Origin of the sequence: Pseudoalteromonas luteoviolacea, from assembly GCF_001696455.1 — a bacterium.
Lineage (GTDB): Bacteria > Pseudomonadota > Gammaproteobacteria > Enterobacterales > Alteromonadaceae > Pseudoalteromonas > Pseudoalteromonas luteoviolacea_C.
The window spans coordinates 1-14742 of record NZ_MAUJ01000011.1 but is presented as its reverse complement, the minus strand read 5'-3'; the positions used below and the strand labels follow the sequence as shown (position 1 = coordinate 14742).

The following is a 14742-nucleotide window of genomic DNA, read 5'->3' as shown; positions in this document are numbered from 1 at the left end:
CCTATTATGAACAGCTTAATTCACCCAACTGTTAGCGTCATTATCCCTATGTACAATGTAGGAAAATACATAGAGCTGAGCATAAACTCTGTGCTCCAACAAACCTATCAAGACTTTGAGTTGATCTGTGTAGATGACGGTTGTAGCGACGATACGCTGGCAAAAGTCGCACAGTTCGACGATGCTCGGATCAAAGTGATTTCTCAATTGAACAGAGGCTTGTCAGGCGCTAGAAATACCGGTATTCGCGCAGCACAAGGCGATTATATTGCACTGTTAGATGCGGACGATTACTGGGCACCAGAAAAGTTGGAAAAACACGTTGCACACTTGGAGGCCAACGACCAGTTAGGAATTAGTTACTGCCCGTCTTTATTTATAGACGAAGACGATGCCCCATTGGGCATAGGGCAGTTCCCAAAACTTAAAAACATCACCACTAAACACATTTTTTGTCGCAACCCTATCGGCAATGGTTCCGCTCCTGTTATTCGTAAAACCATACTAGACAGTATTGCTTTTCAAGATGGTATGCGAAATTGGGTGCAATATTTTGATGAAGAGCTTCGTCAATCTGAAGACATCGAACTGTGGCTGCGTATCGCACTGGACACCAATTGTATGATCGAGGGTATTGAACAACCTTTGACATATTATAGAGTTAACGCCTCTGGGCTTTCTTCAAATTTGCATAAACAGTTTACTAGTTGGCAGTATGCTGTAGATCAAAATCGCATTGGTCACGATGCCTTCTTTAGTCAATATGCATCGCTGGCAAAAGCTTATCAGTTACGCTATTTATGCCGTCGAGCAATTCAATCACGCAACAGTACACAGGCAAGCAAGTTAATGCATGAGGCATTAAAAACCAATTGGCGTATCTTGAAAGAGGAGCCCAAACGCACTCTGGCTACACTCGCTTGTACGTATTTATGCGCCTTACCAAACAGTCTCTACAGTGCCATTGAAAACGCTGCAATGCGAGGTGCAGCCTTCCTTCAAAAGTCCAATTAGGCCACTTTTAGCGCTAAAACACAGAAAGCCAGCATCTGCTGGCTTTTTATATTGCAAAATAACCACAATGCAAATTGCAAAACAGACACGAAAAACCTGAAAGAGAAACACCTAAACGCATGAAAATAAAGGATTTAGACAACTGGCCTAATTAATGCTTTATTTAAGTCAGCAAACTTCTTATTAAGGAATAAGCCATGTCAGTCACTCACTTAAAATCCAAGCTAAGCATGTTGGCACTCGTATGCCAGCTTGCGACCATCGCTGGCTGTGCACACATTGACGGAACAGTAGAGTTAGAAGACAAAGATGACCGCTTTTACGGGCACCCGAATGCACAAGGTACTGTCATCGCCCCCTCTAAACCAGGTACCGTGTTCGCTGCTGGGTTAGACTGCTCCGGTGCCAATGAGTTTGCAATCACCAAACAATACCGCGTCGATAGAGCAATAAAGACACACCCAAATAACCAAGCACCTGTACCTGTTCTTGGTGGTAAAGGCGCCAGCTCATTGCCTCTAAGCCCGGGCGATTTAATTGAAGTAAGCATGGAGTTTGGTGAAGGATTTAATGGCAACTACATTTTAGACAACTCTGGCCTACTTGAAATGCCAGCCATTGAGCCCATATTCGCAGCAGGCTTAACCACGCAGCACCTGAGTGAACGTATAGAGCTGGCGCTTATCAGAGCGAATATATTTAAGGCCAGTACATTAGATGTAAATATCCGAGTGCTCAATTTAGCTGCAATTGAAGTACCGGTGTCTGGCGCAGTTTTCGAACCTGGCCGCGTAACCATTAATGCTTCAATTCCTGCACAAATTCACAAAGACCGCCTTGTAGCTTCGGGCGACCAAACTAAAAAGCGCTTGTTGTCCGAGGCAGTAAGAACCGCTTCTGGTATTCGTCCAGACGCCAAATTAGACCAAGTCATTTTAATTCGCTCTGGCTGGCAAGTAGAAGTCGACCTAACCGGCATCTTAACGGGTGAACCAGTAACTGACTACGCGCTTATCGCTGGTGACCAAGTGATTGTGCCAAGCACAGGCTGTTTTCAACCTCATCTAGTGCGCCCTTCTCAGATTACGCCAAAAGGGTTTCGCGTGTTTATGTCGAACTTAATTGATTCTGCAGAGAGTAATTCTAACGCTGCCATCGGTCGCTTCTCAAGCAACCTCCCTTATGGCACCAGATTATTGCAGGCGGCTGTTTCAGCTAACTGTGTGGGTGGTAAATCCTATACAAATGCGCCTCGCCGTATCGTATTAGTCAGTACACACCCAATTACTAAACAAACTCAAGTCATTGAGCGCTCTATAGAGCAGCTAATGCGTATGCCTTACAGAGATCAAATAAATCCATACGTAATGCCAAATGACGCCATCGCCTGTTACGACTCTGATATCACTAACTTAAGAGACGTAGCACGTACCGTTTTAGACATAGTCACACCGTTTAAAGTGTTTTAAGGAGGTGTATCATGGGTACCGCACTTCAAGTCACAACACCTTATAGCCGCTTCAGAGCCAGTGTTTACAGAGCCCTGCACAGACCTTATCTGGTAGCATGTCTCATTAGCTACGCAATAATTGTGATGCTCGTTATCGTCTACTTGCAAAAAGCGCCGACATACAAAAGCGACCTAGACATTGTGCTTCCAGGTACGGGTGCAAACAGCCAAGTTTCTATTGATGAAGTAGGACAAGTGGTGTCATCTACGAGTGCGCCTTTTGGTAAAGGCTACAACCCTAGAGTGAACTACAAAGAGATGTTGATGAGCCGCAATTTAATCGAAAATGCGGCCCAGTCTCTGAACATTCACATCCGCGACTTTGGCAACCCCAAAGTAAGATTGACCGAGCAAACTTCCATTTTAAATGTCGAAACAACTGCAAATTCAGCCAAAATGGCACAGCAAAAAGCGTGGGCGCTTTACGATGCTCTACAAGCTCAATTGGACCATTTGCGCGCAGATGAAGTAAAACGCCGCGACGAAAGCATCAAAGCAGTGTTAGATCAGTACCGTGAGAGATTAAACGCGACCCGTAACAACATCATCGATTTTCAGCAGCGTTCATTACTGGTATCTGGCGAGCAGCTACTACGCGAAACCGCAACCTTGTCTACAATCAAAGAAAGAATCGTTATGATCCAAGCCGAAATCGGTCAAAGCGATGATTATGTCAATCAGCTGAGTGTCGATTTAGGTGTATCACCAGCCATGGCAGGACAAGCTTTTGTTTTACAATCGGATGGCGAGTTTCGTGGCTACTTATCAGAGCTAACTTCAAGTGCTTCTCAACTCAGTGAGTATCGCTCTCGCTGGGGGGATGGTCACCCGAAAGTAAAAGCTGAATTTGCGCGCTTTGAACAATCTAAGCAATCTTTGAGAAATCGCTCTCAAGGCCTTGTTGGCCCGAACGCAGCGCATATTTTTACCTCACTTGATTTAAAAAATAACCCCAAACGGGCGCAACTATTTGCAGACTTAATCAACGCCTATGCCCTGAAAAAAGGTAAGCAAGCTCAGTTAGTAGAACTTGACCAAGCACAAGTATTACTCAATGAGAAAATAAAAATTTATGCCAGAGAAGCGGCGAGCTCGAAAGGTTAGAACGCGAGTTTGACCTAGCTGAAGCGGTTTTCACCTCTGCGGCTGCGCGCCTTGAAGCAGGTAAAGCTGACGTGTTTGCATCATATCCAATTGTACAACTTATGACACCTCCATCGGTGGCTATGAAACCCGTTAGCCCGAAAAAGAGCCTCGCAGTTGCCGCCGCATTATTTGCCATGATTTTCACCTCAGCAGCCATTTTAATGGTGAACAAGCGCAGAGAGATTGTTGCGCTTGTCGTAGAAAAGCCAAAGGCTAAGGCGTAAGTTATGTTATTACTCTCAGCGCTACCAGGCGAGAAAAAAGAATTTATTAGCTCTGAAGAGTTCGTTGTGTGGGCAGGGCTAGTGCTCACTTATCCGGCTTTTTTAACAGGCACATTGTATGTGTTGGGTTCAGTTATCGGGTGGTTGCTATTTGCGATGGTGATCACCCGAATTTATGTTGAAGTAGATACCAAACATGCCTCGGTAAGCCCTATGGTATGGCTTTGGACAATAGCCATGTTGGTGATGCTGGTGGCACTGATTATTGCCCACTTTAATTGGTCTTTAGGGATTGGGAAAACCATCAAATCGTCTATTGGTTGGATGAAAGGATGGGCATTGCTGGCACTGTTTCCTTTCATCGCCAATATGATCCAAGTAAGAAAAGAAGTGATCATTCGTGCCGTTTGTATCATCGCAATTCAAACACTTATTTTTGCGGTTGTGTCATTTATCTTTTACCTAGGACGCCTACCAGGCGACATATTTCTATCACCGTTAAAAGTGATTGGCGGACCTGGAGAAAGTTTTTTTATGGTGAGCTTTTACGGTATTAACCCTGAAACAGGTGCTGGCCGCTGGCGTTTTTTCACACCTTGGGCACCAGCTGCTGGATTTATGGCATGTATTTACTTAGTTTTTTGTCTACAGGAACAAAATGCACGCATCCGTAGATGGGCAATTGCGGGCTGCTGGGCAATGTTGCTGTTGTCTCAATCTCGCGCAGGTATCGCCATTTTTATTATGTTGTTCCCGATGGTGATGTTCAGCGATAAATTCAAAGAGCCGTGGTTTTTGCTCATGCTTGGCTTTATTGTCCCAGCCGTCCTACTGTTAGGTGAGCCGGTATATAATTGGATAATGGACTCGTATGAAGCCATCAAGCAACAGCGCCCCGGCTCGACAAGAGTAAGGCAGGCCCTGGCCAATATTGCAATGCAACGTTGGGAGGCAGAAGCACCAATTTGGGGGCACGGTATCGTAGAGCGAGGGCCCAAAATTGTTGAACGTATGCCCATCGGGTCGCATCATAGTTGGTATGGGTTATTGTTTGTTAAAGGGATCGTTGGCGCAATCGCGCTGGCCGTGCCAATGGCAATTACCATGGTATATTTTTTAGTGAAGTCACAAGTGTCGAAAACGGCTCAAACTGCGTTGTGTTTAATGACGGTATTTATCTGCTATAGCTTTTTTGAAAATTTAGAGATTTTGTCTTTCTTGTACTGGCCAGCGCTTCTGTGGTTTGGTCTTGTATTCAAAGGTGATAACGAAACCCTTGAGACCAAGCGCAAAAAACGCCGCCGTGGAAATCGTACAAACCGCCAGATCGAACGATTCCCGAGTGGTCGAGCGTTTAATTAAAACGGGCTTAGGCCGCGACAGGAGTGCCACTGTGAAATTTAAAGTCTTCATCCGGCGCAGCAATCAGTGCGTTCTCAATTTCTTTAAACTCAGCAATACGCGCTGTCACATCAAAGCGAGCCGGATCTGTCGCTTGCGCAACTTGCTCAGCAAGCTCAATATAATCTTGGTAATGTCTCGCTTCAGAGCGCAATAACGACACATAAAATCGCCCTAAATCCTCATCTAAAAACGGAGCTAGCTTGGCAAAGCGTTCACAAGAGCGTGCTTCAATAAAAGCACCTATAATGAGCTTGTCAATCAATGCTGCTGGTTCGAACGTACGTACATGCTTTATCATACCCGCAGCATATCGAGATGCATTTAAACTCTGAACTCTGAGCTCTCGCGCCTGAATAATTTCAAGAACCTGCTCAAAGTGATGTAACTCTTCTTTAATCAGGCGCACCATTTTATCCAAGATGTCTTGATTGTACGCGTATTCAGGTTTGGCCTTTAAACTGCCGATTAGCTCATTCTTACTTGCGCCAAACTGACCATCACCAATTTTGCGATAAACAAAATCTTCATACGGTTTTACCCAGCCAAGTAAAGTTTTTGCAGAGGTATTATCGACTGCATATTTGCGAATTAAAAATGCTGCACTTTGTGCGGCTTTTAATTCACAGTGCATATGATCGACAAGCAGTCTCTGTAAATTCTCAGGCTTTTTCGCCTCCTCAATCCAGCTATCTGGCGTACTCGTGCCTAAAAACTCATAAATTGGCGCCAGCAAATCTGCGTATTTTTCTAGCATAATCTTTAAAACTCCCGAACCAAGGCGCGCATTCTAACACATCCCCAGCAAATGCCTCCATCATCCACAAGTCAAAATACCTTTGCCATTGCACCTTATCGAAGGATTAGGGTGTTTAACTCTAGTTTCTTGACAAAATTTAACCAATATTTCATAAATAAATTGAAGCTGTGTAAAAAACACCCAAAATATAACAGAGAGGCTTTTATGATCTTAAACCATTTATGGGGGCTCTATGCGCACCCAATCGAAGAATGGCAAACAATTGATAACCATCATGAAAGTGCCAAGTTTAGCCTGTCTCATATGTTTCTGATTGCATTGGTCCCTTGCATTATGGGCTATGTTTCATCGGTACATTTAGGCTGGCGGATCGGTGCAGGTGATGTTGTGTTCTTGACCCATGACAGTGCATTATTGATCGCATTTGCAATGTATTTTGCGCTGATTATCGGCGTATTTACCCTTGCCTACTTAGCGCATTGGATGGCAGTTACATTTGGTGCACAGCCTACCTTTACCCAGACGATTGAACTTGCAGCTTATACTGCCACGCCAATTTTTATGTCTGCCCTTGCAGCTATGTATCCAGAACTTTGGTTTGTCGTCAGTGTTGGTATCGCCTCTGTCGCATACTCAGTCTATTTGCTTTACACCGGCGTACCTATACTAATGCATATCCCTGAAGAGCGAGGCTTTATTTATGCCAGTTCAATGGTGACTTGCGGTCTCATTTTATTGGTAATAATTCTCGCTGCAACGGCTATTTTGTGGACGAATGGCATAATTACCCCTACATTTACCTAGGGAGGCGGCTTTAATTGCGCTTCCTTTGCTTTTATCCTAAAAAACGAAATCAAACAAAAGGGCGATGATTTACATCATCGCCCTTTTTTAAATTCGAACCCATTACTTACTGTTCTGAATTACTCGCCTTCGCCTGTTTCTTGATTATGAAGTTCAAGACTCGCAGACATCGCTTTTTCTCGTGTTGACTTAGCTGAATCATTACGTAAAGCATCAATACGGTTTAAGTAATCCTGATCAACATCACCTGTGATATATTGACCGTCGAATACTGAGGTCTCAAATTGGCTGATCTCCGGGTTTTCGATCCGTACAGCAGCAATCAAATCGTCAATCGATTGATAAATCAAGCCATCAGAACCAATGCTACGGTTGATGTCTTCTAATTCACGACCATGCGCAATTAACTCTGACGCCGACGGCATATCGATACCATAGACATTCGGGAAACGCACTTCTGGTGCTGCGGATGCAAAGTATACATTCTTAGCACCTGCCTCTCTCGCCATTTCAACAATCTGAGCAGAGGTTGTACCACGAACGATTGAATCATCAACCAGTAGGACATTTTTGCCCACAAATTCTCTGTCTATTGCATTAAGCTTGCGACGTACTGATTTTTTGCGTTGCTCCTGCCCAGGCATGATGAAAGTACGGCCAATGTAACGGTTTTTCACAAACCCTTGGCGATACGGCAACCCAAGTACTGACGCAATTTCCAACGCAATATCACATGAGGTTTCAGGGATAGGAATTACCACATCGATGTTTTTATCAGCCCATTCACGCTGAATTTTCTCACCAAGCTTAGTCCCCATGTTTACGCGAGATGCATATACTGACATGCTGTCCATTGTCGAATCTGGTCGCGCAAAGTACACAAACTCAAAAATGCACGGCGCTAAAGTCGTTTTATCAGCGCACATCTTCGAGAAAAATTGCCCATCTTCCGTTACGTAAATCGCTTCGCCAGGGGCAACATCACGCACAAAGTCAAAGCCGTCTGTTGCCAGTGCAACACTTTCGGAAGCAAACATGTACTCAGTACCATTTTCAGTGTCTTTTTTGCCAAACACTAATGGGCGGATCCCATGTGGGTCACGAAATGCAAGCATGCCGTGGTCGATGATCATCGCAATACTTGCATATCCACCCGAGCACTGCTCATTTACCGCAGCTATGGCTGTAAACATGTCGTCTGCTTCCAGCTTCATTTTGTCATTGCGGCCTAGCTCATACGCTAGGATATTCAGTAAGATCTCTGAGTCTGAAGTCGTATTTACATGGCGTCTCGCCTTTGTGAATAAACGCTCTTTTAGTTCCGCGGCATTGGTAAGGTTACCATTATGCGCAAGCGAGATACCAAATGGAGAGTTTACATAAAAAGGTTGAGCTTCTGCTGAACTGGATGAGCCAGCAGTTGGATAGCGCACATGGCCGATACCGATGTTGCCTTGTAGGCGCTTCATATGACGCGTATGAAATACGTCTTTCACCAAGCCGTTCGCTTTGCGAAGGCTGAACGTATTGTTGTCAATGGTAATGATGCCAGCAGCATCTTGACCGCGGTGTTGCAAAACAGTTAAGCCGTCATACAAAGCCTGATTAACAGGAGATGTTCCGACTATCCCAACGATACCACACATTAAAAAATTCCTCGCCGATTAACGGTTTGCTGAATTTAAAAAGCTCGAATTATTTTCTAAATAAGAAAAAAACCATTCAATAACAAATCCAAATTCAGGGATTACTACCGATGCTTTCCACCAATCTGTATCTGGGGCTTTGGTGAATGCATCGAGAAAAAATAACAGGGCACTGACTACCAATACACCTCGCATGGCGCCAAACAAAAGGCCAACTACGCGATCTGTGCCTGATAGGCCTGTACGTTGTACAAGCTCGCCCAATATAAAATTAACTAGTCCACCTAATACCAGCGTCGATATAAACAGTATGGCTATCGCCGCAGCGTTTCTTAAAAGGGGTTCTGAAACAAAGGTAAGGAAAGTGGATAGATATTGATAAAATAGACTGGATATGAAGAATGCGCCAACCCAAACTACGAGGGACATAGCTTCTTTTACAAAGCCGCGTATCAGCCCAAAAAAGGTAGAAATACCGACAACTGCAAATATGGCGTAATCAACCCAAATCATAATAACCAACAAGTCGTTAATTTGGGGCGCATTTTATAAGACACGCTCTAGAAATGCCAGATCAATTTGCAACCTTAAACTGGGTTAGTCGCCCATTAAGTTTGGTTAACTTCTTTAATTCTGGTAACTTAGCTTCAAGTTTTTGTTTATTTAAGTCTGGCCCAACAAATACCTTTGTTAAGGTACCATTCGGGGTTTTAACCGGGCGTGTAAAAGTTTTAAAGCCATTTTTTTTCAACTTGTCGGTCAATGCCAAAACATTTGCATGATGAGAAAAACTCCCTAGCTGAATAACATAGGCCATTTTAGTAAAGTTGGATGACTCAGGACGTTCGAGTTTTGGCTCTGCTTTTACGGTAGCCGTAACGGGTTTGGGTTCAGGCTGCTCATCGCTAGATTCACTGGCGGCTTTAGCCACCTCTTCGACCGGCTTTTGAGTATCAGCTTTGGTCACTTGTACTACTTGTTCAGCTGTCTCCGACGATTCTGTTAAATCAGCCTCGTTGGCAACCGTCTCAGCAGTGGCCGTCTTACCATCAGCAGCCTCTGGCGTCGAGCCGGTATCATTGAGGTCATCTGCAACAACGTCTTCAATGACGTCCTCTTTGGGCTCAAGTGCCAAAGAGGCTCTATCATCGATGCTTTCTTGAAGATCAATAGAAGTAAAATCTGGACGTTCTGGGATTTGTTTGAACCCTTCCTTATAGTGTACTTTCTCGCCATCCAAAATATTTGGAATAAATACGATTGCAGCAATAACAATGATACTGGTACCGACAAGGCGATTCACAAATCCTGAGTTCAAAATATTACTCTCTTATTTCCAATATTGAATGGCATCGGCCACTGTGAAAAACGATCCGAAGACAATTAACGCGCTATCATTGCCCTGCTCTGGCAACAGTGAATCTAAAGCAGACGAAACACTATCAAAAGTGCGTGTGGTTGCTCGCTTGTTTTGAGGTATCACAGCAAGCAGATTCTCTGCTTTTTCCGCTCGAGGCCCACTCAATGTTGCACACGTCCAGCTATCCACTACTTCTTTCAGCTCTTCAATAACACTGGCTTTGTCTTTATCAGCAAGCATAGCGACTAAGACGTTAATTTTAAAGCCCTGATTTTTTAAATCGTTTAACTTAGTGCGTAAATAACGCGCAGATTCTGGGTTGTGCGCTACGTCCGTATACACACAAGGAGATTGACTCAGCTGCTGAAAACGCCCCTCTACCTGAAGGTTTTCAAGCGTCTCTCGCAGCAGGGCCTCATCCGGTAACAATCCAAGTCTCGTCAATGCGGTTAATGCCGTCGCCACATTTTGAGCGGGAATGGCAGGCTTGGTGAAGCTCATATCATATGTTTGGTATTGCCATCTGAACCCACCGTCTTTCGGTGTAAAGTGGAAATCTCGCTTTGACAAAATCATCTCAGCATCGATTTCTTCACCATAATCAGTTAACGTATGGGGAATATTAAGGTCGCCGACAATGGCAGGTGTCCCTTTGCGGAAGATACCCGCTTTATCGTATCCAACCAGTTCTCGAGTATCGCCTAGGTATTCTTTATGGTCTAGATCGATCGTTGTGATAACACTTGCATAAGGTGTAACAATATTCGTGGCGTCATAACGACCACCTAAACCAACCTCGAGTAACACATAGTCAACTTCATATCGTTTAAATAGTGCTAATGCACCCAATGTACCGTATTCAAAGTAGGTAAGTTGAGTGTCGCCTCGACCTTGTTCCAATTCATAAAAAGCATCCACGTGATCTTGGTCTGGGAGCTCTTGCCCATTAATACGTACACGTTCATTGTAGCGAATTAGGTGTGGTGAAGCATAAGTCCCTACGGTATGCCCCTGAGCTAAAAGCATGGCTTCCATACAACGGGCAGTTGTACCCTTGCCATTGGTGCCACCAATGAGGATAATCTTACTAGGAGTATTTAATAATTGAATATTATTAGCGACTTGGGCAACGCGCTCTAAACCCATTTCTATATTGGCAGGATGCAGTTGCTCTAAATAACAAAGCCAATCATCTAAGCTCGATGATTGGCTAGGTTTGATGTGTGACATAGCTAGCTCAATTTCGAAAAATTTACGCTACTCTATGCTCTTGTTCAGTAGAAGGCAAGTCCATAAACTTGGAAATCATACGTGCCAATGAGTCACGCATTTCACGACGGTCAATGATCACATCAATCGCACCGTGCTCTAGTAAGAATTCACTGCGTTGGAAACCTTCAGGTAATGTTTCACGTACAGTTTGTTCAATAACACGTGGACCTGCAAAACCAATTAAAGCTTTTGGTTCCGCAACATTGATATCTCCTAGCATTGCCAAAGAAGCTGAAACACCACCCATTGTTGGGTTAGTTAGCACAGAGATAAATGGCAGACCTTGTTCACTCATTTTTGCCAGAGCTGCACTTGTTTTTGCCATCTGCATAAGTGAAAACAATGCTTCTTGCATGCGCGCGCCGCCCGACGCTGAGAAACAAATTAATGGCATTTTGTGCTCTAAGCATTCGTTAACCGCTTCAACAAAGCGGGCACCAACAACCGAGGCCATTGAACCGCCCATAAAAGAGAATTCAAATGCAACGGCTGCCACAGGTACGCCTTTAAGGCGGCCTTTCATAGCTATTAACGAATCTTTTTCGCCACTTACTTTTTGTGCCGCGGTAATGCGATCTGAATACTTTTTAGAGTCTTTAAACTTTAATACGTCTTGAGGCTCATACTGTGCACCCAGCTCAACGAGCTCACCGTCGTCTAAAAAGCGCTCTAAACGCTGACGAGCGGAAATACGCATGTGATGATCACACTTAGGGCAAACATGTAGTGATTTCTCTAACTCAGCTTTGTATAAAATTGAGTCACAAGCTGAACACTTTTCCCAAACCCCTTCTGGGACTTCTTTCTTACCTGCCGATTTAGCAGCCTTAGGCAAGATTCTTTCTAACCAACTCATTGGCAACTCTCTTGTCTTTATTCTGTAATGAGTCTGTGCACACAGACAGATTTTCCCAATTAAAACATGTTTAAGGCAACAGTGATATAAAAAACTGGTCTTAGTAGTCTTAACCACTTCTAGACGTAATAAAAACGCAATTTTTCATGCCTGATTACTCAATTTATATCAGACTGTTTATCGAGCAACCTCGTGCTAAATCGGGCTAAATTGTTATTTTCTGATTTCTACTTCGGGTAAAAACAGCGGACCAACCGCCATTTTTGGAATTCCCCACTTTTCTGGATAGTCAACATCGACCAAATACAAGCCGTTGGGCTTTGCCGTAGCGCTGGCCTGAGTGCGGTCTTTTATTTTGAGCAGCTCTCCCATCCACCCAGGTTCTTGCTCTCCCGTGCCGATGTCTAACAAACACCCAGTTATGTTTCTCACCATATGGTGCAAAAAGGCATTTGCTTTAACATCAATTACTACGTAATCACCAAACCTGTCAACCTGTAAATGGTGAATGTTTCGAAATGGCGTGTTCGATTGGCAATGGACAGCTCGAAATGAGGTAAAGTCTTGTTCACCCAACATAAATGGACATGCCGCTTGCATTCTTTCGACATCGAGAGGTTGATGGAAGTGTGTAACGCCGTTGCGTAAAATACCAGGGCGATAGGTATGGTTATAAATAATATAGCGATAACGTCTTGCTGTTGCGCTAAAACGCGCATGAAACTCTTCATCTACTTGTTGAGCAAACCTTACAGCAATATCATCGGGTAATTGTGAATTCATACCTAAAGTAAACGCGCTCATTTCACGCTGCGCATCAGTATCAAAGTGAACAAGCTGACCTGTCGCATGCACACCCGCGTCTGTGCGGCCAGCACACACTATGTCAACCGGATGATTACAGATCCTCGACAACGCTGTTTCAATTTTTTCTTGAACGCTACTGACATGACTTTGACGCTGCCAACCTGAGTAGTTTCCACCGTTATACTCTATACCTAGTACTACACGCATACACTTGCTAACTCTTCACTAAATTATGACCGGGCATTTTATGCTATTGAGGCGGGGAAGAAAAGCAAAGGGCGAGTTATCGCCCCTTTGCTTTTTTATTTAATTTGTTCTTTTAAGATTCTTGCTTCCTGTTGCACTGATTCTGGCCCGTTCTCCATCACCTCCTCTAAGGCAGAAACCGCAGAATCAAAGTCTTCAATTTCTAAATAAGCCCGAGCTAAATCCAGTTTGGCAGCAAATCCGCCTTCTTCTAGATCTACATCTGTTGGGTTATCACCAGCCAAGAGCTCCTCAAAATCATCCAACCCCACGTCCATATTAGGTTCTTGATAAGGTTCTTCTTGCTCTAAAATATCATCACTTTGTGCAATTAAATCATCGATATTAAGGAAATCTTCCGGTACTTGTTCAGCGTCACTTGTTTGCTCTTGTGCCGCTTGATCCTCTTCGATTTCGAAAGGTTCATCCAGCTCCTCACTTAACAAGGCATCAAAGTTGACCTCCAATTCAGGCTGTGACTCAGTCTCTATTGACTGTGGCTCCGCATACTCATCTAAAAGAGACTCAAAATCTGTCTCCTCTAAATCAGCCATAAACTCATCTTCTATCGCACTTTCGTCAATTTCGATAGGAGCTTCTCTCTCAGTATCACCTTCTGCGGCTTCATCAAGCTGCGCCAAGAAACTCTCAGGGTCTATATCCAGTTCAAGAGACTCTTCATCACTTTCAACATTTTCTTCTGAAGGCTCTCCGAGCATACCCAATGCTTCATCCGCTTCTGCCAACGCGGCTTCTTCATCAAATGACGCCTCCAAATCCATTGCCAAGTCATCCACCTGAGCAATGCTATCATCTACGATAGGCGCATCTGGTGTGTCTATCCCTTCATCCATAGCAGCCATCGCGGCCGCCTCATCAAACGGCGTATCCAAGTCTACGCTTAGATCGTCAATTTCGTTGTTCGCACTCTTTTCAATCTGTTCCGTTGATACTGGCGCCTCATCCAAATCAGCCAAAGCTGCTGCTTCATCAAACGGCGTCTCTAAATCTAGATTTAAATCATCCAGTGATTCAGCGACTTCTAAATCGGAAAGTTCTTGTGATTCCTCAGGCAACTCTTGCTCTTCAGGGCCATAATGCTGATCACTTGCAGGGCCTGATTCTGATGGAGTATCAACGGCTTGTTGACTTTCAACTTCAGTATCATCAAATAAGTCGTCTAAATCATCCTCAAACGGTTCTTCTAACTCATCTTCAAGCTGTAAATGCAGATCGTTCTGGTTGCCTAAACTTTCTGCCAACTGGCGCTCTGTCTCACTAATTTCGTGTGAAGCATCTCCCTCTTCTAATGAGATTGCTAACTCGTCATCGTCACTGTCTAACTCAAGCTCTGGGTAGCTATCAAGTTCAGCACTTGGTGTCACAAAATCTTCTTCTGGCTGCTCTTCTTCAGCCATTAGGTCAACTTCATCACCGAGTGGGTCATCGCCCAAGTCAATCTCAAGGTCTTCGGAGAGGAGCTCGTCATCCAAAGCAGCAAATTCAGACTCAACCTCAAGGGCCTCTAACATATCCCCTACATTTTGAGCAGATACATCATCGCTCTCAGGTTCTGCTTCGAGTTCTGGTTCAGCTTCGAGTTCGGGCTCAGCTTCGAGTTCGGGCTCAGCTTCTAGCTCTGGCTCAGCTTCTAGCTCTGGCTCAGCTTCTAGTTCTGGCTCAGCTTCGAGTTCTG

The 14742-nt window shown here is 44.3% G+C and carries 14 protein-coding genes; 6 read left to right on the top strand and 8 right to left on the bottom strand.

The features are described from left to right. Nucleotides 1–6 precede the first annotated feature (6 nt). The 5 genes from A7985_RS22010 (at nucleotide 7) to A7985_RS21995 (ending at nucleotide 5256) form a co-directional block, all read left to right on the top strand. Nucleotides 7–1014 carry a glycosyltransferase family 2 protein gene (locus A7985_RS22010; protein WP_065792594.1) on the top strand — a complete coding sequence of 336 codons (1008 nt, stop codon included), beginning with the start codon at nucleotides 7–9 and terminating at the stop codon, nucleotides 1012–1014. 197 nt (nucleotides 1015–1211) lie between these two features. Next, the gene (locus A7985_RS22005; protein ID WP_247684924.1) at nucleotides 1212–2483 is read left to right on the top strand and encodes a polysaccharide biosynthesis/export family protein; all 1272 of its coding nucleotides are present in this window, start codon (nucleotides 1212–1214) and stop codon (nucleotides 2481–2483) included. 11 nt (nucleotides 2484–2494) lie between these two features. Further along, on the top strand, nucleotides 2495–3628 hold the full coding sequence (locus A7985_RS22000; RefSeq protein ID WP_256096832.1) for a hypothetical protein: 1134 nt from the start codon (nucleotides 2495–2497) through the stop codon (nucleotides 3626–3628). A gap of 71 nt (nucleotides 3629–3699) precedes the next feature. Then, nucleotides 3700–3894, top strand: a complete 195-nt coding sequence (locus A7985_RS27010) for a hypothetical protein (RefSeq protein WP_256096831.1) — start codon at nucleotides 3700–3702, stop codon at nucleotides 3892–3894. 3 nt (nucleotides 3895–3897) lie between these two features. Further along, the gene (locus A7985_RS21995) at nucleotides 3898–5256 is read left to right on the top strand and encodes an O-antigen ligase family protein (protein ID WP_256096830.1); all 1359 of its coding nucleotides are present in this window, start codon (nucleotides 3898–3900) and stop codon (nucleotides 5254–5256) included. Nucleotides 5257–5263: 7 nt separating this feature from the next. Here the strand turns inward: A7985_RS21995 and miaE are convergent, their stop codons facing one another. After that, nucleotides 5264–6052 (bottom strand): tRNA isopentenyl-2-thiomethyl-A-37 hydroxylase MiaE, encoded by a 789-nt coding sequence (gene miaE, locus A7985_RS21990; RefSeq protein ID WP_065792593.1) that lies wholly within the window; start codon nucleotides 6050–6052, stop codon nucleotides 5264–5266. 207 nt (nucleotides 6053–6259) lie between these two features. On the opposite strand from miaE, the gene A7985_RS21985 reads away from it, so the two are divergent. Next, entirely contained in the window at nucleotides 6260–6859 is a 600-nt protein-coding gene (locus A7985_RS21985; protein ID WP_065792685.1) for a Yip1 family protein, read from the top strand. A gap of 119 nt (nucleotides 6860–6978) precedes the next feature. On the opposite strand, the gene purF is transcribed toward A7985_RS21985, so the two are convergent. From purF to A7985_RS21950, 7 genes are all read right to left on the bottom strand, one after another. After that, nucleotides 6979–8505, bottom strand: a complete 1527-nt coding sequence (gene purF / locus A7985_RS21980) for an amidophosphoribosyltransferase (protein WP_065792592.1) — start codon at nucleotides 8503–8505, stop codon at nucleotides 6979–6981. 18 nt (nucleotides 8506–8523) lie between these two features. Next, nucleotides 8524–9018 (bottom strand): CvpA family protein, encoded by a 495-nt coding sequence (locus A7985_RS21975; RefSeq protein WP_065792591.1) that lies wholly within the window; start codon nucleotides 9016–9018, stop codon nucleotides 8524–8526. 61 nt (nucleotides 9019–9079) lie between these two features. After that, nucleotides 9080–9823: an SPOR domain-containing protein gene (locus tag A7985_RS21970; protein ID WP_065792590.1), complete on the bottom strand. Its 744-nt coding sequence runs from the start codon at nucleotides 9821–9823 to the stop codon at nucleotides 9080–9082. Nucleotides 9824–9835: 12 nt separating this feature from the next. Next, nucleotides 9836–11095, bottom strand: a complete 1260-nt coding sequence (gene folC, locus A7985_RS21965) for a bifunctional tetrahydrofolate synthase/dihydrofolate synthase (RefSeq protein WP_065792589.1) — start codon at nucleotides 11093–11095, stop codon at nucleotides 9836–9838. Nucleotides 11096–11117: 22 nt separating this feature from the next. Next, entirely contained in the window at nucleotides 11118–11993 is an 876-nt protein-coding gene (gene accD, locus A7985_RS21960) for an acetyl-CoA carboxylase, carboxyltransferase subunit beta (protein WP_065792588.1), read from the bottom strand. 213 nt (nucleotides 11994–12206) lie between these two features. Then, entirely contained in the window at nucleotides 12207–13007 is an 801-nt protein-coding gene (gene truA / locus A7985_RS21955) for a tRNA pseudouridine(38-40) synthase TruA (RefSeq protein ID WP_065792587.1), read from the bottom strand. A gap of 95 nt (nucleotides 13008–13102) precedes the next feature. Continuing rightward, on the bottom strand, nucleotides 13103–14742 hold a 1640-nt coding region (locus tag A7985_RS21950), incomplete at its 5' end, for a FimV/HubP family polar landmark protein (protein WP_305119519.1).

Bases quoted from the DNA above. Each gene is read 5' to 3' on its own strand.
- A7985_RS22000 (WP_256096832.1), top strand. From the start codon at position 2,495: ATGGGTACCGCACTTCAAGTCACAACACCTTATAGCCGCTTCAGAGCC.
- A7985_RS21975 (WP_065792591.1), bottom strand. From the start codon at position 9,018: ATGATTTGGGTTGATTACGCCATATTTGCAGTTGTCGGTATTTCTACC.
- A7985_RS21985 (WP_065792685.1), top strand. From the start codon at position 6,260: ATGATCTTAAACCATTTATGGGGGCTCTATGCGCACCCAATCGAAGAA.
- miaE (WP_065792593.1), bottom strand. From the start codon at position 6,052: ATGCTAGAAAAATACGCAGATTTGCTGGCGCCAATTTATGAGTTTTTA.
- A7985_RS22010 (WP_065792594.1), top strand. From the start codon at position 7: ATGAACAGCTTAATTCACCCAACTGTTAGCGTCATTATCCCTATGTAC.
- truA (WP_065792587.1), bottom strand. From the start codon at position 13,007: ATGCGTGTAGTACTAGGTATAGAGTATAACGGTGGAAACTACTCAGGT.
- A7985_RS22005 (WP_247684924.1), top strand. From the start codon at position 1,212: ATGTCAGTCACTCACTTAAAATCCAAGCTAAGCATGTTGGCACTCGTA.
- A7985_RS21995 (WP_256096830.1), top strand. From the start codon at position 3,898: ATGTTATTACTCTCAGCGCTACCAGGCGAGAAAAAAGAATTTATTAGC.
- folC (WP_065792589.1), bottom strand. From the start codon at position 11,095: ATGTCACACATCAAACCTAGCCAATCATCGAGCTTAGATGATTGGCTT.
- accD (WP_065792588.1), bottom strand. From the start codon at position 11,993: ATGAGTTGGTTAGAAAGAATCTTGCCTAAGGCTGCTAAATCGGCAGGT.
- purF (WP_065792592.1), bottom strand. From the start codon at position 8,505: ATGTGTGGTATCGTTGGGATAGTCGGAACATCTCCTGTTAATCAGGCT.